Raw genomic sequence first — 24310 nt, 5'->3', positions numbered from 1 at the left:
AAGCGGCCTTCGCCCTAGTGCCGCGGTCGCGGCCCTTCCCCACCTTTCCCTCGTCCCAACGAGAGGAGGTTTCAGTGACGACCGCAATCCACGACCGCTATCTCGCCGCCAGTGAGCGTCGGCATCGCGAGCTCGACGAAGCTATACACGAGGAAGCGCGCCGTCCGTTGCCCGACACCCTCCTGCTTCAGACGCTGAAGCGGCAGAAGCTCCGCCTGAAGCAGCAGTGTCACGAGCGGCGTCGTGAGCTGAACGGGTCCGCCCGCCGCCCCGTAACGGCGTAATCGGAAGAGCGCCGTGGTCCGCATGAACCTCCCACCCGCTGCCCCCCTGCCCCGGTTCACGGCGGCGGTCAGGACTTCGGGCTACGACGCATGGAAGACGTGGATTCCTCGGACCGCGTCGTACGCGCCTCGAGGGCATGTGGCTCTTCTGACCGAGGGACTGGGCTTCCGAGCCGACCAGGCCCCCGTCCCTCCTCCGCCTCTAGCAGTCGCTGACCCCCGGGCGGACGAGCTCTGAGCTGCTAGACCGACAGAACCTGCGCGATGGCGTAGGTGCTCGTGATCAGGATGACGGCGCCGACGAGCAGGAGGAGCCAACGCGGGCTGATCGCGCTAGCCATCAGTGGCTCGAACGGCGCGGCTACCACGCCGCCCAGCAAGAGGCCGACGGTCGCTCGCGTGAACGCGTCGAAACCGATGGTCGCGATGAAGGTGACGGAGACGGACAAGGTAAGGACGAACTCGGACGCGTTGACCGTGCCGATGGTCTTCCGCGGCTCGCTGCCTTGGATGAGCAGGTTGGACGTGACGACGGACCCCACCCCCCGGCCACCCGCAGCGTCTAGAAAGCCACCCGCCGTGGCGATCGGCGCGACCAGGCGCGGGTCCTCGAACTTCTTGGGCGGGAAGCGCCAGGCCCGGTAGAGCATGACTAGGCCGATTGCCGCGAGGTACAGCATGACGACGGGCCGCGTCGCGCTGGCGTCGATCGAGGACAGGACGTGGGCGCCGAGGACGCCGCCGACGACGCCGGGGATGGCGAGGCGGACGAAGAGCCGCCAATCGATGTTGCGCAGGATGGCGTGACTGGCACCCGGCGCGCCGGTCGTGAAGACTTCGGCGAGGTGGACGCTGGCCGAGGCCTGTGCCGGTGAGACGCCGGCGAGCCCGATGAGCAAGGTGGACGAGATGACGCCGAACGCCATGCCGAGAGCGCCGTCGATTAGCTGCGCGGCGAAGCCGATCGCGACGTAGGGTGAGGCCTCGATGAGGTAGGCAACCGTGACCTCGCTCCGATGAAGGCGGGGAGGTTCCCTCGCCCGCTCGTCCGGCGGTGATCAAATCTCGCTGTCCCGCTACAACGCCATCCGTCCTTCTCACGAACCTGTCGTCCGACCGGTACGATACGGCACATCAAGCCTGCGATCCGACCGTCCCGCTGCGACTGTCCGCTTCTGGATACGTTCGGTCATCCGATGTTCGCCACTGAACGGCTGGTGCAGGCGCCTTACTGCTGTTCGCTAAGGTCCTGCCTGCTACAATTTGAAGGGCAACCGGCCTCATCGGTCGGCGAAGCTTGCGCTTAGACCTGAAACCCCTAGGCAAAGAAGGCGCGCTCGCGCGTCATGGGTGACTGGGTTTGCAGCAATTGGTCCTGGCTAGCCGGGTAGGTCTCTTGCTGGTGACCCAACAGGTCGAACCCGCCAAGAAACGAAGCCTAGGGGATGCCGGCGACGTCGCTACCTAGGGCGTGAAGGCGAGACCCCGGCGCTAAGAATCAAGATCGTGCCCTCGTTCGCCTTGACGACGGCGGCGACCAGCCCGTCCTGGTTATTCGGCCAACTCCGTCGTCCACTGCGTGGCGAAGACGAGCACGACTTCGCTCTCGACCGCGAGGGCAGTTCTGGCCTGAGCCAACGTATCGCGCAGTGCGCTTGTCCCTATCACTCACTGACCGCAAACGTCTCGCCGCTCCCTTCGTCACGGACGAGGTCGACCCGCCCCCCGTCCCAATGATAGGCGTAGTGGCGAGCCTGGACCGGCAGGCCGACGACGTCTGGCCAGAAGGCCGCGACCGCCTCGCCGTCCGGATAGCGGACGCTAGGATAGACGAGCCCATCCGACCCTTCCGCTCGAAGGCGCCTCGCGAGGCCTTGAGCTACGCCGTAATCGTCCGGTTCGAGACAGTCCTTGAACCCGCTTCCGCGAAGGTCATGCAGGTTCGCTTCCAACGAGCCGACCAGTTCCCTGAACTGCGAGGTCCAGCCGGGGGCCTCTTCGGTCCGCCGCATGAACTGCTCGTGGTGGTGGATGGTCTCGAACAGGGCGACCTCGATGCGGTCGCCAGCGTAGTAGACGCCGTAGGTGCCGTTGGTGAACCGGCTCGGCCGATCGGTCGAGACGTGCGTGAAGGGCGCCATGACGAAGCTTGCCCCCTCCCCCGACACCCGCCGTTCGGGCGGGACGGCATCGAGCCTTCCGATCGTCTCGTTCACGCGAGGGTTGGTCGCGGCCTCCGCGCGCGCGAGCGCTTCCCAATCCGCTGGGTCCGCGATGTCCTCGAAGAGAGCGATTGGGGGGTACAAGGAACGGACGATCCGGTGCGCCGTCGTCCAGCCGACACGCGCGACCGACGGCGTGTCCTTCACCATCCTCCCCGTTCGGCGTCGAGGTAGGCGCGCACGCGCATGAGGTCGGTCAACTCGCCCCCCTTCATCACGTCCAGAGCGGACCGGCCCCCGAACGCCTCGTTTGGGCGCCCGATCCAGGCGTAGCCGCGCTCGGGCTCGCGGAAGACGATCCGCAGCGCCTTGTGAATGCCGAGGAGGTTCGACATCCGGGCACGCAGATCCCGGCCGAGCCGGGGTGGCTCGCCCTTCTTCCACCGGGCCCAGCTGCGCGACCCGATGCCGCCGAGCAGCACGCAAGCGTCAGCGTCGGTTACCCCCCATTGGGCGAAGAGGCCCAAGACGGCCCGCGCGGCCGCCGCGGCGTCATCGTCGCTCATGCCGCCGACGGGCGGGCGTGCAGGCGCGTCCGGCCGCGTGTGAACGAGTTCGAGAGCGGGCACCAGAAACCTCGCAGATTCATATTGGCAAAACATACGATTTATCCCGCCAAATGGCAAGTCAAGCTGCGAGGGCCTGGCCGTCACGCTATGTCTCCCTCCCCGGCTTCTGCAGCGCGGACGAGGCCCGAGACGGTGCGGTCCATACGCAGCTCGCCCGTCCGCGCAACCTCGAGCATCCGCCTGAGGTCGCTGCCCTCGTTTCGGACCTGCCAGCGGTCAGTCATGGGCGCTCCGGTGATCGCCGCGACTGCGGCCCAGCGGCGCCCGATCGCACCGCGCAACTGCCTGATCAGCCTCTGATCGATGCGCCGGTCGTGGCCCAGCTGTTCGGCGTTCGCCTCGACGAGTTCCTGCGAAGGTTCTCGGCCGAAGTCAGCGAGCCGTGCGGTAGTGATCCAACAGCAGGTTTGGTCTTGCGCTGTACGGCTCGCCCCAAACGACAAGCAGTGGTCCTTACGCATGAACGGGTACTCGGTCCGACTTCGCCCGGTCGAGTTCGCCGTAGACGCTTCCCCCGAGCCGGAGCTGCCCCTCGGCGGCGCGGCGCATCATGGACCGAACGTAGCCGCCGAAGTTCTGGACGTCCCCGCGGAGGGCCCGGCGTTCGGCGATCAGGATCGACAGGACCGCGCCGCGCCGCCCCGCCACCTCGCGGAGGTCGGACCAGAGGCTGTGGGGCAGTGAGCGTTTGGCGACGATCGCCTCGACCTCCCCTTCGATGACCGCCCAGTGATCGGGACGCTCTCGCGCCCAAAGGGAGGGTTCGACCAGGAGCTCGAAAGCCATGGCAGCGGTGATCTTATGATCGTCGATCTCGCCTTCCAGCATGTCCCGATGCCGGAGGAGGGTGCGATCGGTCCGACCACTCCCTCTTCCGAAGAGACCTACAGTAACCCCGTAGGGTTGAGTCTGCGTTGTAGTTGTAATGTGGGTGCCATTCGATTCACCCAAGGGTGTCGTTTCTTCGTTTCGTTCGGCAGTTTTCGGCCGGCAATCCAGATCGGCCTGTTGATCGAACGCGGCCCGGGCCTGAGCGACGATCGTCGTGACCCGAGCGACGAGGTCCTTCAGGGCGTCGAGCGTGCGCGTGCGCCGAGCCCGCTCGGCGAGGCGCTCGGTCTCTTCCAGCCAGTCGCGGAACTGCGCGGCGCCGACCTCGACTTCGGCCGTGCAGATCATGCGGACGTCCCGGCAGAGGCTGCCGAAGGCCGAGCGGAGAGCGCGGCGCTCGGCCTTCCGGGCGTCCATCTCCTCGATGAGCTCGGCGAACTCGACGTAGCGCGTGCCGCAGGGAGCGAGGGAGAAGCCGTAGGCCCGCAGGATGTGCCCGCTCGTCCGATCCCTCGTTCCGTACCGTTTCCCGTTCGCGCTATCGACCGGGCAGATGAGCCCGACGCGGATGAGCTGCCGCAGACAGGCCTGCACCGTTCGCTTCTGAAGGTGCGTCTGCTCGATGAGCTCGTCGTTCGAGGGCCAGACGACGGGACCGATTGGGCTCCCCTCCTCCCAGTCGATCGGCCGCGTGAACCGGAAGAGCGTGTCGAGCACCTTCTCCGCCGAAAGGCTGTAGCCGAGCGCCGAGCGGACGCGCTTGCAGTTCGCGAGGATCTTCCCGGGTTTGAGGCCCGTGCCTTCGAAGGCCTCGGCGTAGAGGCGCGCGCGCGCCATCGTCTCGTCGTAGCGACGAGTTCCTGTCTTTCCGTGTACTGACATGTATGTCGTCAGGATGCACGATTCCCGTGGCACCGGTAGTGCGATTTTCGTTGCCAGCGCGAATCGGTTGGTGTAGGCCTGTGATCGCCAAATCGGGGACGTACCCCAACCAGACTCTGGGAAGCCCCGCCTCCGGCGGGGTTTTTCGTGCGTGCTTTCCTGTCCCTTCCTTCTTCGCGTACCGCCGGCGTGACGGCCCGTTCGCGCGGGACGATGCCGCGCGCGACCTTAGTCGCGGCGTCACGGCGGCTCTTCGGCGCCGGACGCGCGCGTTACTTGCGGGTGTCGAGGGAAAGGCGTACGGTGAGGGTGAGTTTGAGGACGGCCCTTTCTTGGTCGCATCACCTTTCCGGCCCCGCCTCGGCGGGGCCTTTTTTCTACCCGGTCATGACGAGGCCTCCCGTCAGGAGAAGCGCGATCGGCGGCGAGCGCCGGTTGCTGGCGGGTCGGCCGCACGACGAGGGGGCGGCGCGGCAGGGCGTTGGGGCGGAGTGGCGATCCGACGAAGCGGCCCCCCTCCCCTCGCCGACGCCGGAACGAGAGGCGGGGGACACGCGCGGCTGCACGAGACTTCGAGGCGGCGAGGCGGCTCGAACCGGCTGCGCGGCGGCCGCGCTGCTGATACAAAGAGGAGCACGCGCGGGGTCGGGGCGGCGGCACGGGGAGGCGTGGCGAGCACAGGAGTCAGCGGTGGTGGTCGCCCCTTCTGTCATCGTCGCTCCTCGCCTCTCGCACCGGGCTTCTGGTAGGCCTCGTTACAACCGCTCCGATTCTCGAACCGATGCAACATTTCGGGGATCCAGCGGTTAGCGGTCGACTTTTAGGCCGAACGAGCCAAAAAGTCGACCATGATCGTTAAGAGAGCCTTAAGTCTTAACTTTCTGTCAAGAGACGCTGCGAGCCGAGACGAGGACAGCATGAGTGAGAGCGTAGAGCTCGATCAGATTCGCACCATTCAGGCGCGGGCGAGCCGTTTGATGGACCTCGTCGGCGAGCAACTCGCTCTCGAGGACGCAGGGAAGACGCTCGACCTTCGCTTCAGCGTCCGCGAGGCAGCGAAGCTCGTCGGCCGGTCGGAGAACACCATCCGCCGGGCGGAGAGCGAGGGCGACCTGCCCACACCTGAGAAGCGGCAGAGTGGGAACCGCGCCGGCTACACGCTCTCCGACGTCAACCGGATGCGGGACCTCTTCGGCACGCGTCCCTACCGGCAGGACCACGAAGAGCCGGTCGTGATCGCGTTCCAGAACTTCAAGGGCGGCGTCGGGAAGTCGACCAACAGCGTCCACGCGGCGCAGTACTTCGCTCTCCGCGGCTACCGCGTGCTGCTGGCGGACATCGACCCCCAGGCCAGCGCGACCCTCCTCTTCGGCCTCAACCCCGCGCACGACCTCGACGAGGACGACACCGCCCTCCCCTTCCTTCTCCACGAGGCCCCGGACCTGCGCTACGCCGTCCGCGAGACCTACTGGGAGGGTCTCCACCTGATCCCGGCGAGCCTCGGACTCTACAACGCTGAGTACGCGATCGCGGCCGGCGGCGAGGACCCGGCGAACCGCTTCGAGTCCCTGAAGGCGGGCATCGACGACATCAAGTACGACTACGACGTCGTCATCCTCGACCCGCCCCCGGCGCTCGGCATGATCTCGCTCAACGCGCTTCGGGCCGCCTCGGCCCTCGTCATCCCGACGCCGCCGGCGGTCGTCGACTACGGCTCCACGGTGACGTTCCTCACCATGCTCGTCGACGTCCTCGAGACCCTCGAGAAGAGAGGGTTCGAGACCGACTTCCAGTTCGTGCAGGTGCTGGCGTCCCGGGTTGACGAGAACAAGCGTGCGCAGAAGGTCATCCGGGAGGGAATGAAAAAGGTGTTCGGTACTGACATCCTGCCGACGGCGCTGATCGACTCCTCAGAGTACAACACCGCCTCGGCGGAGCTGCGGACGGTCTACGAGTACACCGGGCCGAGCAACCAGACGTATAAGAGGTGCCGGGCGAACCTCGACAAGGTGATGGGAGAGCTTGAGGGCTTGGTGCGAGGAACGTGGCGCAGCCACCAGGGCCAGTTGAGGGCACAGGGCGCGGCTTGAGGCGAGTGGCCACGCGTGGCCACTCCATGTAAGCGACGGAAATCACTCAAGAATGACGGAATTGGCGAAGTAAGCGAAGGGCAGGGGTAGGCGGTCAGGAACGCGCGGTGCCGGCGCGCTCCTGGCTTGCAGGCCCGTTGATCCGGACGCAAGCTTTCGCTGCTGAGAAGCGAGGAACGAAGGGATGAACAAGCGGCTTGGGGCGCTCAACGACGCCCTCGAAGGACTTGACGTCGGCGCAGGGGAGGGGGGCACCGAACGGGAGAAGCCGAGGCGCCGGGGCGTGAGCGTCTTCGAGGACCGCCAGAACGTCGCGAACCAGGTCGCGACGGGCCGGATGCGGTCCGCGTCGCTCCGGACGGTGCTGCCGGAGCAGTGCCGGATGTGGCGCCGGCACAACCGGTTCTACGACCTCCTGACGCCGGAGAACTGCGCCGAGCTTATCGACGACATCCGCGCCAAGGGTCAGCAGACGACGCCGGCGATCGCGCGGCCGCTCAAGAACGATCCGGCGGGCTACGAGTTCGAGGTCATCGCAGGGGCCCGGCGCCACTTCGCGGTGACCTACCTCCGGACGCAGGAGAAGCGGACGGACATCCTCTACCTCGTCGAGGTCCGGCGGATGGAGGACGAGGAGGCGTTCCTCGCCTCCGACGCCGAGAACCGGGGTCGGCAGGACATCAGCGAGTACGAGCGCGCGCGGGACTACGCCTCGGCACTCGAAGAGTTCTACGGGGGAACGGTGCTGCGTATGGCCGAAAAGGTCGGCATGTCCCGCGGTAAGCTTCGGCACTACCTGAACCTCGCGGGGCTGCCGGACGAGGTCGTCGCGGCCTTCCCGGTGTCGACCGAGATCACGCTTCGGGCGGCGACCGCCCTCGCGCCGCTCCTGAACGAGGACGCCGCGCGGACGCGCATCGTCACGCGCGCGAGCGAGATCGCGGAGGCCCAGCGGCAAGCCCGACGCGAAGGGGGAGGGGCGCGCTACGACGCGCGGACAGTTCAAACAGAGCTCCTCGCGGCGGGGGCGGCGCCCCAGCGGCAGAAGGCGAAGCGCGCGGCGCCGGAGCGGGTCACCGCGCCCGATGGACAACTCCTCGTCGAGGTCGAGCGGGGGCGGAAGTACATGACCTTCCGCGTCCCCCTCGCGCCGACCGCGTCGACCGCCGAGACGCTGAAGGAGATCAAGAAGCGGCTCCCGAAGATGGACTAGCGGGTCCGATCCTGCCGCGGCGGGCGAGGACGGCGACCGAGCCGATCGGCCCGCCGTCCGAACGCGCGCGCGGTCGCCCCTTAGATTAATAATCGTTCAGGATTTGGGCGCGGCGTCCTCGGGGCGGGCGCGCGCCAGGAGCGCGTCGGCGGCGGCGATGGCCGCTGCGAGGGCCTCGTCGTGACGCGACCAGTCGATCGGGGGGAGGGGACCGAGCGCGCGGAGGGGGGCCGTGGTCGAGGTCGGCGCCATAGCGACACCCTCGGCTGCGTCGAGGACCGGCGCGAGGCGAAGATCGTTCGCCGCCCAGACGCGCCACTTCCGACGCCCGGTGAGTTCGCGCGCCACGCCGCGCTCGACGAGGCGGCCGATCGCGGTCTGGAAGGTCTGGGCCGAGAGGCCGAAGGTCGCGGTCCCGATTCGCTGCGTGACGACGGGGAGGGCGGCGAGCGCCGGGAGGAGAGGGCGGGCGGCACTGTCCGACCGAAGGTCGCGCGTCGCCGCGACGGCGTCGCGGTGGAAGGCGTGGACCGCCGTCAGGAGCGCGTTCGCCTCGCCGAGCGCGCCCGCGAGCCGGCGAAGGGCCGTCACGTTCCACGCCCCCTCGGGACGGGGGCGGGGCACTCGCCAGCCGATCGGCGGCGGCGGGGTCGGAAGGTAGCCTTCGCGGCTCAGGACCGTGAGCGCGGCGAGGCCCGCCTGCGGGACCGGCGTTCCGCCGAGGACGCGTCGCAGGCTCTCGGCGACGGCGAGGAGGGGCGGGGCGCCGCGGCGAGCCGACTGCTCCTCGAGGCCCTCCGGCAGCAACGCTGAGACGCCCGGACCCGCCGGTCGGGGCGTCCCGGCGGGTGAGGCGTCGGTCGCGGCCGTCGCGAGGAACTCGGCCATCAACACCTCGGCGTCGCGTGCAGCGCCAAGGTCGGCGGGGGAGGGCGCGTTCGCCCCCCGGGGCACGCCGTAGAGACGGGCGTAGGCGCCCGCATGGTCGGGGGTCCGTGCGCGGGAGGCGAGGCGAAGGGCGGATTGGTAGGCGAACCGGTGCTTAAGGAGCGGCGCCAGGGGAGAGGCGGCGTGGGCCTCGCCGAGGCGGGCCGACAGGGCGCCGATCGCCGCGATCGACGACGCCGCGCTCTGCCACTGCGGCACCGTCATCGGGGGGAGGGCGAAGGGGGCGTCGGACAAGAGGGCTCCAGGGGAGGGGGAAGTGTCAAGCTTAGCGCCGTCAGCTTGATTTGTGCAGGGCGTCTCGACGCAGAGTTCTGACCGTCGATAATGCTTCCTTATCGACGATGAGATGACTGCGTTCGACCCGGGTTCGACGATGCCCCTGAACTTTGGAGGAGAAGAGGTGGCCCTGACGATCGAGGTCAACGTTGCGGGGGGCCGTGACGCGGCTCTCCGAGCGTCTGGCGCCGATGGAGGTCGGAGCGGAGTCGTCATTGCGCGCGGCATCGAGGTCGTCGCAGGCGTGAGCGCCCGGCGGGAAGCGCGGCGAGGGATGAGGATCCCCCCGCCTTATGTAGCAAACGCACCTAGCGGACCGGCCACCCGAATGGAGGGCTGGTAACGTGAGCGAACTTCGCTACCGTAGGCATATGGACGAGGCTGGGGCCTAATTAGAGGTGGACATCGATCTCGCTGAACCGATCGAGGTTCGTGAGCTAGGTGACCTATTGGGTTCGTTGGCGAACCAATACGACGACTTCATCCACGAGAACGCGCCGGACGCTGAGAGCACCTCGCGCTTCTACATTAAGTCGATCCGCCAAAGCTCAATCATCATAGAGTTCGTCGCGACCGCCATTGGCGTGATGGATCAGGTCCTCATTACGCGCGACTTCACCAAGCGGCTAACGCGTCGCCTGACATCTCTGCGCGGTCCTGACGGCTAATCGGCGGCCGCGGATATGACGAAGCGGGAGCTATCGCAGGTCGCCGACATTCTCAGGCCGATTGCCCAAGACACAGACGGCAAGCTGCAGATCGCCTACCGCGGGTCGACTGAGAAGCCGGACGGCTAGAAGCGAGAGGTGCACATTAGCATTCAGACCGGTGACGCGGCTGTTGATTGTAGGCCGCGTGATGCGTGCCCAACTGCAGCGGAAGCCGGACGTGACCCACGAGACCCATGAGCAGGTCATCATGCGGTTCTGGCAAACGAACGTTGGCGACGGGAAGCGCGGTAGGCGATCAGGCCATAAGGTCGTCATACCAGCCCTGACCGACCAACCTCGTCCGATCGTCTACCAGTCCGACTACGCCGAAGAGCGGATCAAGCACGAGATCGCTGAGGCAGAAGACAACATCTACCGTAAGGGCTTCCTTGTACCCCTGATCTATGAGCATTATGGGGAACGGTTGCTCGTCTACCACCTCGTCGAGGTGCACGCCGTGTTCGACGTTGACGACCCGACTGAGCTAACGCCTTCCGAGCTGCCTTCGCCGGACGAAGACTAGAGCGGTCCGTTGAGTCCGACCGCCCGACCCTCTTCGTCTACCATGAAGACGATCTCTGCATCTTCGAACGCGTGCTGTAGTGACTTCATGTTATTACCGATCGGCACCCGCCGCCCGGCCTCGAAGTCGCGCACCGTCGATTGGCTCACGCCCGCCTTCTCGGCGAGCTGAGACTGTGACCAACCGAGCCAACCGCGCGCCGCGCGGCACAGAGGAGGAGAGAGCATAGTACGGAAGTAGCGTGGCCAACTTTCTGCATCAAGGCCAACGCTAAGCGTTGACATAGAGGCCATCTAGCCATATATCGTTGGCATCAACGATATAGCACCGCACTTCCTTTTCTCCTGCGCCTCGAAGCCATCTGCAAGGCTGGCGGGGCAAGGCGTATGAGACGTTCTGCAAGGTCCGCTGGCCCGCGACGGATGGTGCGCCGGTTTGCCCTCGTTGCGAGCACGACGAAGCCTACTCGATCGCGACCCGCCGCAAGTTCAAGTGCAAGGCGTGCCATCAGCAGTTCTCGGTCACGAGCGGCACGATGTTCCATAGCCGCAAACTGGCCTTCACCGACCTTCTGGCGGGGATCCTTCTCGTCGTGAACGGGGCCAAGGGCCTGAGTGCGGTGCACCTGAGCCGTAATCTTGACCTGCAGTTCAAAACGGCCTTCGTGCTGGCGCATTGGTCCGCGAGGCCATGAGCGCCTAGACGCGCTCCATAATCCTGCGCGGCGAAGTCGAGATCGCCGGCGCCTATTTCGGCGGCAAGCTACGTCAGGCGAACCGGAAAGAGAACTGCCGCGACCGCCGCCTAGCGCGTCACCAGAACGGCAAGCGCCGCGTCGTCGGCGCCGCTCGTCAGCGTGGCGGCCGGACCCTCACGACCGTAGCGATGGCCGAAGCCCAAGGCGTCCGCTTTGCTGCCGAGCGCGTCGAAGCCGGTTCGATCCTTCACGCTGACAAAGCCTCGCACTGGGATCAGCTGCACGGCTTCTATGACGCACGCCGCGTGACCCATCAGAAAGCGTTTTCGATCCCGGGTGCCTGCACTAACCAAGCGGAGTCATTCTTCTCCCGCCTTCCGCCGCATGGTGCAGGGCCAGCATCACCCCGTTAGCGCGAAGTACTTCACCAGTACGCTGGGCACGCCGCCCGGCTCGAAGATCACCGCCGTGAGGACAACAGGAAGCTCGCCGGGCGGGCGCTTGGCCTCGCGCTAGGCGCGCCGGTCAGCCAGACCTGGTGTGGATACTGGGAAAGTGCAGCGTAAGGGGAAAGGGTTCAGGAACGTGACACCGCGCCCCCTATGCAAACTCGCACATAGGGGGCACATTCGTTGCGTGGTTGATCGGCCACGCCGTAAAGCGGGAACATCGACACGTCGATTTAACCGTTTGCGCTTTCTAACTTGGTGCTAGAGGGCGCGGAGCAAGGTACGTTCGGAGGGAGATGTTATGGCCATACATTCGCACTCATTCGGTAGGGTGGTGCTCACCGAAGAAGACGGCGCGAAGTTCCGTCGTCAGGCTCAGTACGGCCGACCGAACGCCGCTGCGATTGAGTCCGTGCGCGAGGGGCGTGCCCTCGCAAGCCAACTTCGCGATACTGGCTCCGCTTCTTTCAAGCTGAAGACTGCAAAAGCCAAGTAGTACGGTTTGCCAGACACCGACGACGAAGTCGTCATCAGGGCTATTAAGGCCGGTGATAAGCTCACCGGCCTTTCTCTTGGTGACGCTGCATTCACCCCTCTGAAAACATTCTTGCAGAAAGAAGCGAAGAAGTATCAAGATGCGAGCCTTGCTAGAACCTACGCTGCCTTCTTGCGGTCAAAAGTTGTTGGCTACATTACTCTTGTCTGTGGGCAAGTAGATATATCGGAGAATGGCGAGCCCTCTCTTCCGGACGGTAACGACGTACAGTACCGATACGATCACTATCCTGCCGTTAAGATAGCCAGGCTTGCAGTGGCAAAAGACCATCAAGGCTCTGGATTGGGAAGCGCCTTGGTGGATCTCGCCCTTGGCGTCACAGAAGCCAATGTCTGCCCTACAGTAGGGTGTAGGTTCATTGTGGTTGACTCCAAGAGGCAGTCGGTCGGCTTCTATAAGAAGGCGGGTTTTGTTATGATCGACACTCCAGAAAACGAAGAACGCGATCACCCTGTCATGTTCATTGACATGATGAAGGCAGTCAAAGCCGCCAGCGATTAAAGCTTAGCGAGGGTAATGAACTAGGGCGGCGAAGCTGCCATCCTGCGTACTCTCCCTTGCCATCAACGCGCTCGACGGTCCCAGTCTGTCGTAGCTTCGTCAGGCAGGCTCCGGTGCGCTTCCTGAGAAGCACGAACGTCTCGTGATCTGTGGAGAGGCCCCGTTCTCTAACCCAAGCCTTTGTAATGGCCTAGGAGGTTAGAGGGCCTTCCGCTTCTCGTAGCTGACGGAGGACGAAGCGCTGCAGCTCGCCGCGCTTGGCACGGTGAGCAACCGCCGCCCCCCGCAAACGCGGCGGCGTTCCGTTTCCATCGAACAGCCGCAGCGTCGCGTCGATATGATCGATGTTGATGCGAAGGGCCTTCGCCACCTTCTCGGCTTCGGCGAGATCCCACCTCAGCTCGTCACGCTTCGCTAGCAAGCCCGCTACGGTGTTCGGTCGTTCCATATCGGCGACCTCGCACTAAAGCGCTGACGTTGTAGGGCTTTGCGTTGGTGCTTCTGTTACATAAGCCCGGAATTCCCATCCCCCAGGCCAAGATCCGGGCGTAGCGAGACGAGGGCGGGGCGCGACGACGAGCTTCGTCCTCGCTGCCCCTTGTGCGGCACTTCCCCCGCTCCCCAACGAGAACAGGGAGCGCGCGGCGGCGGCAGTCCTGGTTGGTGCGCACGAGCGAGCGCTTGCGCATGGGAGGCAATCCGTCGCCTCCCGATCACGACGCGGCCCCGAGCCAGGGTGGGCCAGCCCTGCCGATCGCGGAACGCTACGGCCTCACGGCCGACGACGCCGCCTAGGCGACTTAAGCGATTGAGGTCGGGGCGCCGCGCGCGACGCGCAACGAGGCGCTTCTGGCGGCGGGCACAGGCGGGGCTTTCGCGGTTCATCCCCGCGGGTGCGTGGAACACGTTCTCCGCACCCGCGGGGATGAACCGGCGGCGTTGACAGCCTCTTCGTACCCGTCAGTGTGCTCCCCGCACCCGCGGGGATGAATCGGGAGAAGGGTGCTTCCCTTCGCACCGGGTCCCGGATCGTAAGCGCAGGGAGGTCTTCGCGCTGGCACGCCGTTTCGACGCTCGAGGCGCAAGGTCCGACGCAGGTCGGTCGAGCTCCTGTCTGTCGCGGCCACGGCGCGAAGGCTAAGAAGAGAGAGCGCACGGGGCCCGGGCGTCCAGCGGAGAGCGGGCGTCGCAGGGGCTGGATCGAAGCGTACCTTCGACCCGGCGTCTCGCGACAGAGGGCGATCACGGATGGCATCGTCGGCCGATCTGCAATCACCACCGTCTTCGGGCGGCCGCCAACGAGCTGCTCGAGGCGTGCTCGGTCGGACAGGAGCTCGACCTGACCGGCAACCTCGGCGAGGCGGCCCGCTACCCGCGACGCGCCGCCCCGATCGTCCGCCCCAACAAAGACGGCGACCGCGAGATCGTTCTGCTCGACTGGGGCGCCCTCACCTCAAGCGAGAGAAGGACGGCTCGCTCGCGCTCAATACGACGGGCGAGCCCGACGCGCCGGTCCCGACGCCCACCATTCGGCACCCGCAATACCCATGCCCGTATTGACCTTAGCGTGAGTGAAACGCCCGCCTCTGCAGTGGTGGCCAGCCTCGCCGTTGGCGTCCCCAGCATGATCTCATCCGGCTCGCCTCGCCTCCTTCTGACCGACGCTGATGCGCGTTGCGATCCCCGCCACGAACGGGGATCAGTCTCAAAAGCGCGCTGCGAGTCCGTAACCCTTGAACTCATCCTCGACCGCAGGCGAGGCATCCCGCGCCGCGCGAACGTCGCTTCGCGCGCCGTCCTCGTTGCCCATCGCCGCCTTAACAAGGCCCCTCCCGTAGAGGGACGCTGGCAGCTCGGGCGCCTTCGCTAGTGCCGCGTCGTAGTCGGCGAGCGCCTTCTCGAGTTGGCCGAGGCGCAGATGTACCAAGCCCCGGCTGTCGAGAAAGGCAGGATTGTCCGGCGCCAAGCTAAGGGCCCTTTCACAATCTTCGAGTGCCGAGGTCAGCGCCAAGTTGTGCGTGCCCTTGAACCAGCACCGTTGGTTCCACAGCCCTGGGCTTCCCCCGTCGAGCGCGACCGCGTCGTCGAAGGCGGCAAGCGCGTCGTCGACGCGTTCGAGCTTTCCGAGGACCTCTGCACGCGAGGCGTGAAGCCAGGCTGACGGTTTCTCAGTGAGGGCATCATCGATCATGGCAAGGGCGTCGTCCGCCCTCTGAGCGTCCAACAGCAGGCCCACCTTCATGCCGATCAGCGAGACGTCGGCAGGCCACTTGCGCCGCAGATAATCGACGTCCGCCAACGCGTCGTCGATGCGATCCGCCCGCTGATAAGCATGCACACGCCACCGCCGGGCGAAGTCGTCGCTTGGCTTCACGTCGAGCGCTTCGGTCAGACGTGCCACCGCGGCCTCGAACTCTCCGCGCTGCGTGTGGATGACGCCGAGCCCATGCAGGGCAACCCAGTTCTCAGGATCTTGCGCGAGGGCAGCGTTCAAATCCCGCTCGGCCTCCTCCGTACGATCGAGCCAGATCAGTGCCATGGCACGGTCGGACTTCGCCGAGACGGACGACGGATTAAGAGCGAGCGCCGCGTCGTAATCGTCGACAGCTTCCTGATAGCGGTTCGATTCGAGGTAGACACCGCCCCGCTGGTAGAAGCCGTCGAAGTCGGTCGGCTGCCGGGTCGCGAGCGAGGATTGCTCCGCAGGCGACTGCTTCTGGGCCGTTGCGTCTGGGTTCGCAGTGAAGGTTGGCTCGTTCCAGTAGGCTTTCTGCAGAAGGCTGACCGCATCACCGATCTCGGCGGCAGGGATCTCACGCGTCACCGCCGTCCAGCGAGCGTCCATGACGAGCTTACTGTCAGAGATCGTTGTCTGCCGTGAGAGCGAAAGGCCCGCGGCTTCCGTCTCGGTGTTGAGACCATCAAGGTAGAAGACGTCGTCGACAGGAAGGTGAATCGTCGTCCTGAACGTACTGGTGCCCCTCTGCCCGTGAAACCAAGGAAGAGTCCGCTTCTCGTCCTCTTCCTGCATGCCTTTAGGTGACCAACCGAGTTCGCCCCCCGGTACGACGTAGCTGCGGGCGAGGGAGTCCCCCCGTTTGGCGAGCGTGACGCTTCCCTTCGCGACGACAAGGGCAGCCCCGGTAGGCGGCGCGTCAATCTCGATCTCGTCCCAATCGAAACTGGCGTCGAGGTCGCTGAACAGGAACCAGAGTTGGCGTTCGCGTTGTTCCTGTCCGAGCGGCACGGAGAGCCGGACCGCCTGCGCGAAGGGGCCGTTCAACCTCTCCTCGATCGTGACGGGGAGGGGGCCGCCGAGCCCTTCGCGTGCGTCGACGTCTATTTCAACCTCACGGATGGGTTTGGTCGTCGGCAGACCTTCGATCGGAACGAGCTCGTCTCTTCCTAAGGTCACCGGCAGCGCGAAGCGGTAGCCGGAGAGGTCGGCGTCCGCGACCGCTCCGCCCTGTTCCGTCCCGTCGAGCCAGTAGGTCTTACCGCCGATATGAGCGCGGACGATGACGTGATCGAAGGCGCGTGGCGTTGGGAAAAGGTCCGGAAGAGCGTCGCCTGCGCTGCTGCTCACGAACGCTGGCACCGCGTCGATGCCGAGGTCGCGAAGAAGCGCGAGGAGGAGGGCTGTCTTCCCCTTGCAGTCACCGAACCGCTTCTCCCAAACCGTCTGCGCCGAGGCCGGGGCGTAGCCGCCGACTTCGAGCGCGCTGAACAGGTAGCGGACCTGGTCCTGCACGAGGTCGAGTGCCAAGTCCGCGCGGACGCGCGGGTCCATGCTGACCTTTTTGATGCGCTCGCTCTCTGCTGCGAGGTCGGAGCCGGGCTCGATCTGAGCTGCGCCTTCGTAGACTCCGTCGAACAGGCGGGTGACCGCTTCCCAGTCTTCGAACGCGCTGAGCTCGAAGCGGGGGGTCAGCACGGCGCGCGGCGGGGCGGCGGCAGGCATCTCCTCGTAGTCCGCTTTGCCCACCTCAAGGACGAGGTCCCGACTGTCCCGCTTCGACGGGGCGGCGGCTCCAAGGTCGCCGACGGTCCGCCAGCGTGCTTCGACGTCCTTGTCCCAGACGTATCTAAAACGAGCGCGTCCTACCGGCAGCTCCGGCCGCGGGAGGAAGTCGCTTGCGATCGCGCCGATGAGGGGGTCGGCCTCGGCGATCGAGTAGGCGAGGTGCAGCGTATCGCCGACCCGCAGGCCCTGGACCTGCGAGGTCGCAGTCTTGATGCCGTACATCATCGCCTGGCCGAGCTGCGGTTCAGCATCGACCACTCGGAAGGTGTCACCGTCGCCCAGGACGTCGATGATCGTGCCGTCGCGTTCGATCGCGAGCTCATGCACGGTAAGGGTCGAGGTGGCTGGGCTCCATCCGAGGGCGACGTTCCCGATCTGCAGACCCTCGGGCGTCTCGATCCGAAGGCGTGAGGCTTGGAAGGTTTCGGTGACGTCTTTTCCGAAGTGCGTCTGCATGTCGTAGGCAAGGATGGTCAGCGCTTCGCCGCTAGCAGGCGCGTCCGACGCAGCCTCGATGGGCAGAACCCACGACGGCACGGGCGCGATGGTTAGGTCCTGGGCCGACACGGCGACAGGGCCGCCGAGCGCGAGCACCGCACACACCGCACTTATCTTCATGGCCATTCCCCCCCGAGTCCCAACTCGTTACCACGGCGTCTTGCAAGCTGACCATTGAAGATTCACGAAGACAGACGGTTACCGCGTGACTCTACCGGCAGCGCGTCCGACCGAAGCTCAATGAGGAGTCCAGTCGGGGGACGTGCCCGGTCATCTCTAACGTTCCAATTCTGCTCTCCAGCTAGGAGGGGGTCGACAGGATGGGTGCGCGCACTGGGAAGGCCGATCGCTGCCGGGAAGAAATTCCGATCTTCAGAAATGACGTACACACAGCAGAGCTCGGGATCGGAGGGGCGAGGCTCGGGACGATGAGTACGGAACCCCGCCGCCTCAGCTTCCGGCTGTCAGACAGGGTAAATGACCTGAACTCGCCATGGAGGCTCGCGCAGGCGAGGCCGCCGAAGATGCGCTGCACGTTGCCCTTATCATCACGGACTGAACCCAGTCACTTCGAACCGATATGCAATCGATGGTCTGATCAGGGCCAGAGGCAAATGAATAGGTCGTGCGAAAGTCGGTCTACCATCACTTGATCGGTAGGCAGAGTTGAGCCCACTTTTTTTCTCGGGGTTCGACCTAATGAAGCTTTCGCGCGTGATAAGGAAAACCGCGAGCCTTCTATGTGAAGGCAAGTCCAGCAGGCTATGAGGTAACGGACTAAGGGACCCTAGCTGCTGCGGGCTCGTCGCGGTCTATTGCGTCGACTTTGCCCCGTCTGTCCTGGTGCCCACCGATCAATCATCTCACGCAGCTCATCAGCTTTGATCGGCTTACTGAGGTAGTCGTTCATGCCGGCAGCGAGGCACCGCTCACGGTGACTGGCGAGCGCGTGGGCCGAAAGGCAGATAATCGGCGTCGGCTCGGTGCCCTTCTTCGTCTCGTAGGCCCGAATGTGCTTAGTCGACTCCATGCCGTCCATCTTCGGCATAGAGAGGTCCATCAGCACGACATCGAACTGACCGGCGCAGAAGGCATCGTAGGCGGCCGCGCCGTCGTCCGCGAACGTGAACTCGTAGTGGTCCTCACCAAGCAGATTTTGCAGGACCAGCTGGTTGACCTCGTTGTCTTCGGCGACCAGCACGCGGCGGCGAGGCACCTCCGCCGCAACCATCTCGGCGGGGGCCTTGCCTGTCCGTCGCTTCGTCTTCGCGGCAACCGGCCCCTTCAGCCCAAAGGCGGAGGTAAGCACGGTGTAAAGTTGGCCGGACCGCACCGGCTTGATGAGATAGTCCGAGGCCCCGTGTGCGCGGAAGGCGCTGATCGCAATATCGTTGTCTACCGACGACAAGACGATGATTTTCGTCGGGTCCAACGCTTCGGTATTGGCGATGTGCTCCGCCACGGCCAAGCCGTCCATCTCGGGCATATGGTAGTCAAGCAGCACTGCCTCAAACGGCTCGGTCGTATCCGCCGCTTGTTCGAGCAGGGCGATCGCCTCCGCACCGCTCTCGGCCCGAACGCAGGTCAGGCCCCACGCGACGCAATGTTCCTCCAAAATGTCCAAGTTGATCGAGACGTCGTCGACCAGCAGCACTTTGCGGCCGTACAGCTTGGCCTCGCCCCGTGGTACGGCCTCGGCATCGTTTGCAGCGCTCAATGGCAGTTCGATCCAGAAGGTCGACCCCTTGGAAAGCTTAGAGTTCACCCCGACCTCTCCACCCATCAGTTGAACCAGGCGACGCGTGATTGCGAGGCCGAGCCCCGTACCGCCGAAGTCGCGCGTCGTCGTCTCTTCGACCTGCGCGAACTCGTCGAAGATGCTGTCCAGTTTGTCCGCCGGTATGCCGATGCCCGTGTCCGTGACCTCGACGCGCCAGTTCCTGTCCGCACCTGGGACAACACAGATGAGGACGTGCCCCTCAGGCGTGAACTTCACCGCATTGCCAGCTAGATTGGTGATGATCTGACGGAACCGGCCGGCATCGCCCTCGACCATGGCTGGCAGGGCCGGATCGCACCTTACGGCGATCTCGATCCCCTTCTCGTGCGCAGTCGCCGCGAGCAGCGTTGCGACGTCCTCGACGGCGCCGCGTAGGTCGAAGGGGACGGGGTCGAGTTCGATCTTGCCCGCCTCGATCTTCGAGAAGTCGAGCACGTCGTTGATGACGGTTAGGAGCGCGTTGCCCGACTTGTAGATCGTCTCGGCGAACATGCGTTCGCGCGCGCCAAGTTCGGCCTGCACGAGCAGCTCGGCCATGCCTAAGACGCCGTTCATCGGCGTGCGGATCTCGTGGCTCATGTTGGCGAGGAAGGCGGACTTAGCGACGCTGGCTGCACGAGCGACTTCGAGGGCGACCTCGAGTTCTCGCGACGTCTCGCGCTGCTCTTCGAGGAGCCTCTCGACCTTCTCCTGGCTCTGCTTCTGATCAGTGAAGTCACGCGTGATCTTGGCGAAGCCGAGCAGCTCGCCCTCGTGGTAGATCGGGTCGATCACGACGCTCGCCCAAAAGCGCGTGCCGTCCTTGCGGTAGCGCCAACCCTGCGCCTCGAACTTGCCCTTCTCTCGGGCTTCGGCGAGCGCCTTCTGGGGCAGGCCCGCCTCACGGTCCTCCTCGGCGTAGAAGGCCGAGAAGTGCCGGCCGACGATCTCGGACGCCTCGTAACCCTTCGCCCGCTGAGCGCCCTCGTTCCAGTTCTGCACGTGACCTCCGGGGTCGAGCATGTAGATCGCGTAGTCGGTCACCCCCTCGACGAGCCGCCTGAACCCTTCGGCCGTCTCAAGCGCTGTCTTTTCGGCCTCATTTCGTTCGGTGCAGTCCTTGGTGATCTTGGCGAAGCCCATGAGCGTGCCGTCTTCGTCGTAGACGGGATCGATGACGACCATGGCCCAGAAGCGCGTGCCATCCTTGCGCACGCGCCAGCCCTCGGCCTCGAACGTGCCAGTGCGAAGCGAGGTCTCCAGAGCCTGTGCAGGATCACCCGTGGCCTGACTGTCCGGCGGATAGAAGCAAGAGAAGTGGCGTCCGATGATCTCGTCGGCCTCATAGCCTTTGGCGCGCTCCGCGCCCGCGTTCCAGCTCGCGACCCGCCCGTCGCGATCAAGCATGTAGATCGCGTAGTCGGTCACACCCTGAACGAGCAGACGAAAGCTACGCTCGGAGCGGGATAGGGCCTCATGCGCATCCCGCTCTGCAGAGCAGTCGCGGGTGATCTTGATGAAGCCGATGAGTTCGCCATTATCGTCGTAGTTCGGGCTTATTACGACCGAGGCCCAGAATAGCTGTCCGTCGCGGCGGATACGCCAACCTTGCGCTTCGTACTCACCGGTCTTGATCGCTTCTTCGAGCGCTTTCTGCGGCTCGCGAGCGACTTGTCCTTCGTGTGGGTAGAAGCAGGAGAAGTGCTGACCTACGATCTGGTCGGCACTGTAGCCTTTGATGCGCGCGGCGCCGGTGTTCCACGTCTGAATGATGCCGACGGGGTCGAGCATACAGACGGCGTAGCTTTTCACGTCGCTTAACGAACGAGCGTGGTTGTCCTTTTCGATCGCAGACATAACCACGCCCTCCAAGCTTTCAGCCTACATGGAGGGAGATGGTTTAGATTTAGAATCCAACCTCCCTTCCATTTTCAAATTCCTAGGTGAGGCGGAGCGAATCTTTGGGCTAAGTACACAAGCTACGACTGGACCGAGGCGAAGGCGCTGCAGCGCCCGTTCCCGGAAGAGCACCTGTCGATCGCAAGCTAGGCGGTTACAGCCGTCTCAGCGGAAGTCCCGCGCGACGAGGAGCCGCTGCCCCTGATCGCGGGGGTGGCCGACGGTGGGCGCCTCCTTCGGCCGCCCTGCGTCACGCCGCGATCCCGGCACCCCGGTCCGGGCATGGTCGGCCGAGGACCACGTAGGGTCGAGCCGGCCGTCAGGACCGAAGTCCGCAAGGGCGTCGAAGAGGTCAGAGCGGTCGAGGATCTGGTGCGCGACGAGGTGGACGACCGGACCGTCGCGCTGCACCTCGCCGCTGACGACGAGGAGGCGTCCCCGGATCACCTCGGCGCGGTGCCGCTCCATCACCTTCGGCCACACGACGACGTTGGCGACGGCGTCCTCATCCTCGAGCGTGAGGAAGACGACGCCCGACGCGGTGCCGGGGCGCTGTCGGCAGATGACGCCGCCGGCGAGGGTGACGAGCCGTCCGTGGGGGAGGTCTGCGAGCGCGCTCGCCTTGACGCAGCGCTTCGGCAGTTCGGGCCGGACGAGGCGCACCGGATGGTCGCGGAGGCTGACGCGGTTCGTGACGTAGTCGAGGGCGACGGTCTCGCCGTGGGTCAGGTCCGGCAGGGCGGGGAGGGGGCCTTCGTCGGCTTCGAGGTCACCGAGTAGGGGGAGGGGCTTCAGGTCCTGGACGGCCGTCGCGTCCCAAAGCGCTTGCCGCCGCGTGAGGCCGAGCGAGGCGAAGGCGTCCGCGTCGGCGAGCTTGCCGAGCGCCCGCTTGCCGAGACCCGCTCGGCGCCAGACCGAGACGACGTCGCCGTAGCCATTGCCGCGCGCGTCGACAAGGAGGCGGCCATCTTCTTCCGAGAGGCCCTTGATCAGGCGGAAGCCGAGCCGCACGGCGAGGTCGCCGCGCGGCCCGGGCTCGAGGGACGAGTCCCAGAAGCTCGCGTTGAGGTCGATCGGCAGGACGGTGACGCCGTGGCTCTCCGCGTCGCGGACGAGCTGCGCAGGCGCGTAGAAGCCCATGGGCTGCGAGTTGAGGATCGCGGCGAGGTAGCACGCCGGGTGGTGCCGCCGAAGCCAGCCCGACGCGTAGGCAAGCATGGCGAAGGAGGCGGCGTGGCTCTCGGGGAAGCCGTAGCCGGAGAAGCCTTCGATCTGCGCGAAGGTCTGCTCTGCGAAGTCGCGGGTGTAGCCCTTCGCCTCCGAGCCGGCGAGGAACCGGTCTTTGAAGGCCGTGATCGAGCCGTCGCCCCGGAAGGACGACAGCGCGCGGCGCAGCGCGTCGGCCTCGCCGGGGTCGAAGCCGGCGACGGTCATCGCGAGCTGCATCGCCTGCTCCTGGAAGAGGGGCACGCCGAGGGTGCGCGAGAGGACGGGCTCGAGGTCCGGGGAGGCGTAGGTGACGGGCTCCTCGCCGCGGCGGCGCCGGAGGTAGGGGTGGATCATCCCGCCCTGGATCGGGCCCGGCCGGATCACCGCCACCTCGACGACGAGGTCGTAGAAGGTTCGCGGCCGCATCTTCGGCAGGAAGGCCATCTGCGCCCGGCTCTCGACCTGGAAGAGGCCGACCGTGTCGCCCTTGGAGATCTGCTCGTAGACGAGGGGGCACTCCTTCGGGAGCGTCGCAAGGTCGTACCGTGTGCCCTTCCAGCGCGCGACGAGGTCCATGGCCTTTCGGATCACCGACAGCATGCCGAGGCCGAGGACGTCGATCTTCAGCATGCCGATGACGTCGATGTCGTCCTTGTCCCACTCGATGACGGTCCGGTCCTCCATCGCCGCGTTCTCGATCGGCACGATCTCGTCGAGCCGGCCGCGCGTCAGGACGAAGCCGCCAGGGTGCTGAGAGAGGTGCCGGGGGAAGCCGACGAGCTCGCGGGCGAGCTCGAGCGTCAGGCGGATCCGACGGTCGCGAAGGTCGATGCCGAGGGCGGTGACCCGTTCGTCGGTCGGCGGCTCGGCCATCCAGCCCCAGCTCTGCGACATGAGGCGGGTGATGACGTCGTCGGACAGCCCCATCGCCTTGCCGACCTCCCGGATCGCAGCCTTCCCCCGGAAGTGGATGACGGTGCAGCAGAGCCCCGCCCGGTGACGGCCGAAGCGCTCGTAGAGGTGCTGTATCACCTCTTCCCGCCGCTCGTGCTCGAAGTCGACGTCGATGTCCGGCGGCTCGTTCCGCTCCTTCGAGACGAAGCGCTCGAAGAGCATGCCGATGAGGTCCGGCGGGACCGAGGTGATGCCGAGGACGTAGCAGACGACGGAGTTGGCGGCCGATCCCCGGCCCTGGCAGAGGATGCCCCGCGACCGCGCGTACTGGACGACCTCGTCGACCGTCAGGAAGTAGCGCGCATAGCCCATCTCCTCGATGAGGGTCAGCTCCTTCGCGATCAGCTGCTGGACCTTGAGGGGCGCCCCGCCCGGGTAGCGGTCGCGGACGCCGGTCTCGACGCGGTCCCTCAACCGTTCGAGCGGGTCCTGCCCGTCCGTCACCTCGTCGGGGTACTCGTAGCGGAGCTCGGAGAGGCAGAAGGTGCAGCGGCGGACCACCTCGAGCGTTGTCGCGCAGGCCTCGGGGTAGTCGCGGTAGAGGCGGCGCATGGCGAAGGGGCTCTTCAGGCGCCGCTCGGCGTTGAGAAGAGCGCGCGTGCCGAGCTGATCGATCCTGACCCCTTCGCGGATGCAGGTCATGACGTCCGCGAGCGGCTTCCGCCCGCCCCGGTGGAGGAGGGGATCGCCGATCGCGAGGAGGGGGACCCGGGCGGCCTCGGCCGCCCGGGCGATCCGTTCCCAACGCTGCGCGTCGAGGCCGTCGTAGCGCGGCGCGAGCAAGGCAAAGGCGTCGCGGCCGACCGCCTTCCGGAGCAAGCGCAGGATCTGTTCGTCCTCCGTCACCGCGCCGAGGACCGAGCCTTCGCACCAACCCAAGAGGTCCAAGAAGCGAAGCTCGCACTCGCCCTTGATGGCCCTTCGTTTGCCGATCGTCAGGAGCCGGCAGAGTCGTCCGTAGGCGGCGCGGTCCTTCGGCCAGGCGAGGACGTCCGGTCCGTCCGTGAAGACGAGCCGGACGCCGACCACGTAAGCGACGCCGACCTGCCGCGCCTGGTCCCAGCCGCGGACGATGCCGGCGAAGGTGTTGCGGTCGGGGATCGAGATCGCGGGCAGCCCGAGCTCGGCCGCCTGCAGCACGAGCTCCTCGGTCCGGGACGCGCCCGTCAGGAAGGTGAAGCAGCTCGTCGCGCCGAGCTCCGCGTAGGCCACGGCG

General features: G+C 65.9%; 17 protein-coding genes and 1 pseudogene. 7 read left to right on the top strand and 11 right to left on the bottom strand.

Annotated features, from left to right (window positions below; genetic code table 11):
* Positions 1–17 precede the first annotated feature (17 nt).
* Positions 18–284 carry a YdcH family protein gene (locus GGQ59_RS15495; RefSeq protein ID WP_343074339.1) on the top strand — a complete coding sequence of 89 codons (267 nt, stop codon included), beginning with the start codon at positions 18–20 and terminating at the stop codon, positions 282–284.
* A 242-nt stretch (positions 285–526) separates the two neighbouring features.
* Here GGQ59_RS15495 and GGQ59_RS13950 read toward each other — a convergent pair whose 3' ends face one another.
* The 5 genes from GGQ59_RS13950 to repC all read right to left on the bottom strand — a co-directional run bounded on the left by GGQ59_RS13950 (position 527) and on the right by repC (position 4788).
* Positions 527–1273 carry a sulfite exporter TauE/SafE family protein gene (locus GGQ59_RS13950; protein ID WP_343074340.1) on the bottom strand — a complete coding sequence of 249 codons (747 nt, stop codon included), beginning with the start codon at positions 1271–1273 and terminating at the stop codon, positions 527–529.
* Between the two features lie 675 nt (positions 1274–1948).
* Positions 1949–2656, bottom strand: coding sequence for an RES family NAD+ phosphorylase (locus tag GGQ59_RS13945; protein ID WP_183819669.1), 708 nt, complete (start codon positions 2654–2656; stop codon positions 1949–1951).
* Entirely contained in the window at positions 2650–3075 is a 426-nt protein-coding gene (locus tag GGQ59_RS13940) for an MbcA/ParS/Xre antitoxin family protein (protein WP_425511359.1), read from the bottom strand. The genes GGQ59_RS13945 and GGQ59_RS13940 overlap by 7 nt, the downstream gene beginning before the upstream one ends.
* An 80-nt stretch (positions 3076–3155) precedes the next feature.
* On the bottom strand, positions 3156–3299 hold the full coding sequence (locus GGQ59_RS13935; RefSeq protein WP_183819667.1) for a hypothetical protein: 144 nt from the start codon (positions 3297–3299) through the stop codon (positions 3156–3158).
* A gap of 229 nt (positions 3300–3528) precedes the next feature.
* Positions 3529–4788, bottom strand: coding sequence for a plasmid replication protein RepC (gene repC, locus GGQ59_RS13930; RefSeq protein ID WP_183819665.1), 1260 nt, complete (start codon positions 4786–4788; stop codon positions 3529–3531).
* A gap of 917 nt (positions 4789–5705) precedes the next feature.
* Between repC and GGQ59_RS13925 the strand changes: the two genes are divergently transcribed.
* Together GGQ59_RS13925 and GGQ59_RS13920 are read left to right on the top strand one after the other, a co-directional pair.
* Complete coding sequence (locus GGQ59_RS13925; protein ID WP_183819663.1) at positions 5706–6878, top strand: AAA family ATPase; 1173 nt, start codon at positions 5706–5708, stop codon at positions 6876–6878.
* Between the two features lie 184 nt (positions 6879–7062).
* A complete protein-coding gene (locus GGQ59_RS13920) occupies positions 7063–8091 on the top strand; it encodes a ParB/RepB/Spo0J family partition protein (RefSeq protein ID WP_183819661.1) in 1029 nt (342 codons plus the stop codon).
* A 96-nt stretch (positions 8092–8187) separates the two neighbouring features.
* Here GGQ59_RS13920 and GGQ59_RS13915 read toward each other — a convergent pair whose 3' ends face one another.
* Positions 8188–9273 carry a hypothetical protein gene (locus GGQ59_RS13915; RefSeq protein ID WP_183819659.1) on the bottom strand — a complete coding sequence of 362 codons (1086 nt, stop codon included), beginning with the start codon at positions 9271–9273 and terminating at the stop codon, positions 8188–8190.
* 440 nt (positions 9274–9713) lie between these two features.
* Between GGQ59_RS13915 and GGQ59_RS13910 the strand changes: the two genes are divergently transcribed.
* Both GGQ59_RS13910 and GGQ59_RS13905 read left to right on the top strand, forming a co-directional pair.
* The gene (locus tag GGQ59_RS13910; RefSeq protein WP_183819657.1) at positions 9714–9983 is read left to right on the top strand and encodes a hypothetical protein; all 270 of its coding nucleotides are present in this window, start codon (positions 9714–9716) and stop codon (positions 9981–9983) included.
* Positions 9984–10173: 190 nt separating this feature from the next.
* Positions 10174–10548 carry a hypothetical protein gene (locus GGQ59_RS13905; RefSeq protein WP_183819655.1) on the top strand — a complete coding sequence of 125 codons (375 nt, stop codon included), beginning with the start codon at positions 10174–10176 and terminating at the stop codon, positions 10546–10548.
* Here GGQ59_RS13905 and GGQ59_RS13900 read toward each other — a convergent pair.
* Positions 10545–10775, bottom strand: a complete 231-nt coding sequence (locus GGQ59_RS13900; protein ID WP_183819653.1) for a helix-turn-helix domain-containing protein — start codon at positions 10773–10775, stop codon at positions 10545–10547. The two genes, GGQ59_RS13905 and GGQ59_RS13900, sit on opposite strands and share 4 nt — an antisense overlap.
* Before the next feature lie 94 nt (positions 10776–10869).
* Between GGQ59_RS13900 and GGQ59_RS13895 the strand changes: the two are divergent.
* Positions 10870–11811 (top strand): annotated as a pseudogene (locus tag GGQ59_RS13895) (IS1595 family transposase).
* 385 nt (positions 11812–12196) lie between these two features.
* On the top strand, positions 12197–12751 hold the full coding sequence (locus tag GGQ59_RS13890) for a GNAT family N-acetyltransferase (protein WP_183819651.1): 555 nt from the start codon (positions 12197–12199) through the stop codon (positions 12749–12751).
* Positions 12752–12941: 190 nt separating this feature from the next.
* Here the strand turns inward: GGQ59_RS13890 and GGQ59_RS13885 are convergent, their stop codons facing one another.
* From GGQ59_RS13885 to GGQ59_RS13870, 4 genes are all read right to left on the bottom strand, one after another.
* Entirely contained in the window at positions 12942–13199 is a 258-nt protein-coding gene (locus tag GGQ59_RS13885; protein WP_183819649.1) for a hypothetical protein, read from the bottom strand.
* A gap of 1257 nt (positions 13200–14456) precedes the next feature.
* On the bottom strand, positions 14457–17393 hold the full coding sequence (locus tag GGQ59_RS13880; protein WP_183819647.1) for a tetratricopeptide repeat protein: 2937 nt from the start codon (positions 17391–17393) through the stop codon (positions 14457–14459).
* Positions 17394–18060: 667 nt separating this feature from the next.
* On the bottom strand, positions 18061–20889 hold the full coding sequence (locus tag GGQ59_RS13875; protein WP_183819645.1) for a PAS domain-containing hybrid sensor histidine kinase/response regulator: 2829 nt from the start codon (positions 20887–20889) through the stop codon (positions 18061–18063).
* A 207-nt stretch (positions 20890–21096) separates the two neighbouring features.
* A complete protein-coding gene (locus GGQ59_RS13870; protein ID WP_183819643.1) occupies positions 21097–24306 on the bottom strand; it encodes an error-prone DNA polymerase in 3210 nt (1069 codons plus the stop codon).
* Positions 24307–24310: the final 4 nt, after the last annotated feature.

It is taken from the genome of Parvularcula dongshanensis (genome assembly GCF_014199615.1).
Classification (GTDB): domain Bacteria; phylum Pseudomonadota; class Alphaproteobacteria; order Caulobacterales; family Parvularculaceae; genus Parvularcula; species Parvularcula dongshanensis.
Note: the sequence above shows the minus strand (reverse complement) of the source record. Positions and strands in the feature narration are given on the sequence as shown.

Bases quoted from the DNA above. Each gene is read 5' to 3' on its own strand.
- GGQ59_RS13945 (WP_183819669.1), bottom strand. From the start codon at position 2,656: ATGGTGAAGGACACGCCGTCGGTCGCGCGTGTCGGCTGGACGACGGCG.
- GGQ59_RS13935 (WP_183819667.1), bottom strand. From the start codon at position 3,299: ATGACTGACCGCTGGCAGGTCCGAAACGAGGGCAGCGACCTCAGGCGG.
- repC (WP_183819665.1), bottom strand. From the start codon at position 4,788: ATGTCAGTACACGGAAAGACAGGAACTCGTCGCTACGACGAGACGATG.
- GGQ59_RS13925 (WP_183819663.1), top strand. From the start codon at position 5,706: ATGAGTGAGAGCGTAGAGCTCGATCAGATTCGCACCATTCAGGCGCGG.
- GGQ59_RS13920 (WP_183819661.1), top strand. From the start codon at position 7,063: ATGAACAAGCGGCTTGGGGCGCTCAACGACGCCCTCGAAGGACTTGAC.
- GGQ59_RS13905 (WP_183819655.1), top strand. From the start codon at position 10,174: ATGCGTGCCCAACTGCAGCGGAAGCCGGACGTGACCCACGAGACCCAT.
- GGQ59_RS13900 (WP_183819653.1), bottom strand. From the start codon at position 10,775: ATGCTCTCTCCTCCTCTGTGCCGCGCGGCGCGCGGTTGGCTCGGTTGG.
- GGQ59_RS13885 (WP_183819649.1), bottom strand. From the start codon at position 13,199: ATGGAACGACCGAACACCGTAGCGGGCTTGCTAGCGAAGCGTGACGAG.
- GGQ59_RS13880 (WP_183819647.1), bottom strand. From the start codon at position 17,393: ATGAAGATAAGTGCGGTGTGTGCGGTGCTCGCGCTCGGCGGCCCTGTC.
- GGQ59_RS13875 (WP_183819645.1), bottom strand. From the start codon at position 20,889: ATGTCTGCGATCGAAAAGGACAACCACGCTCGTTCGTTAAGCGACGTG.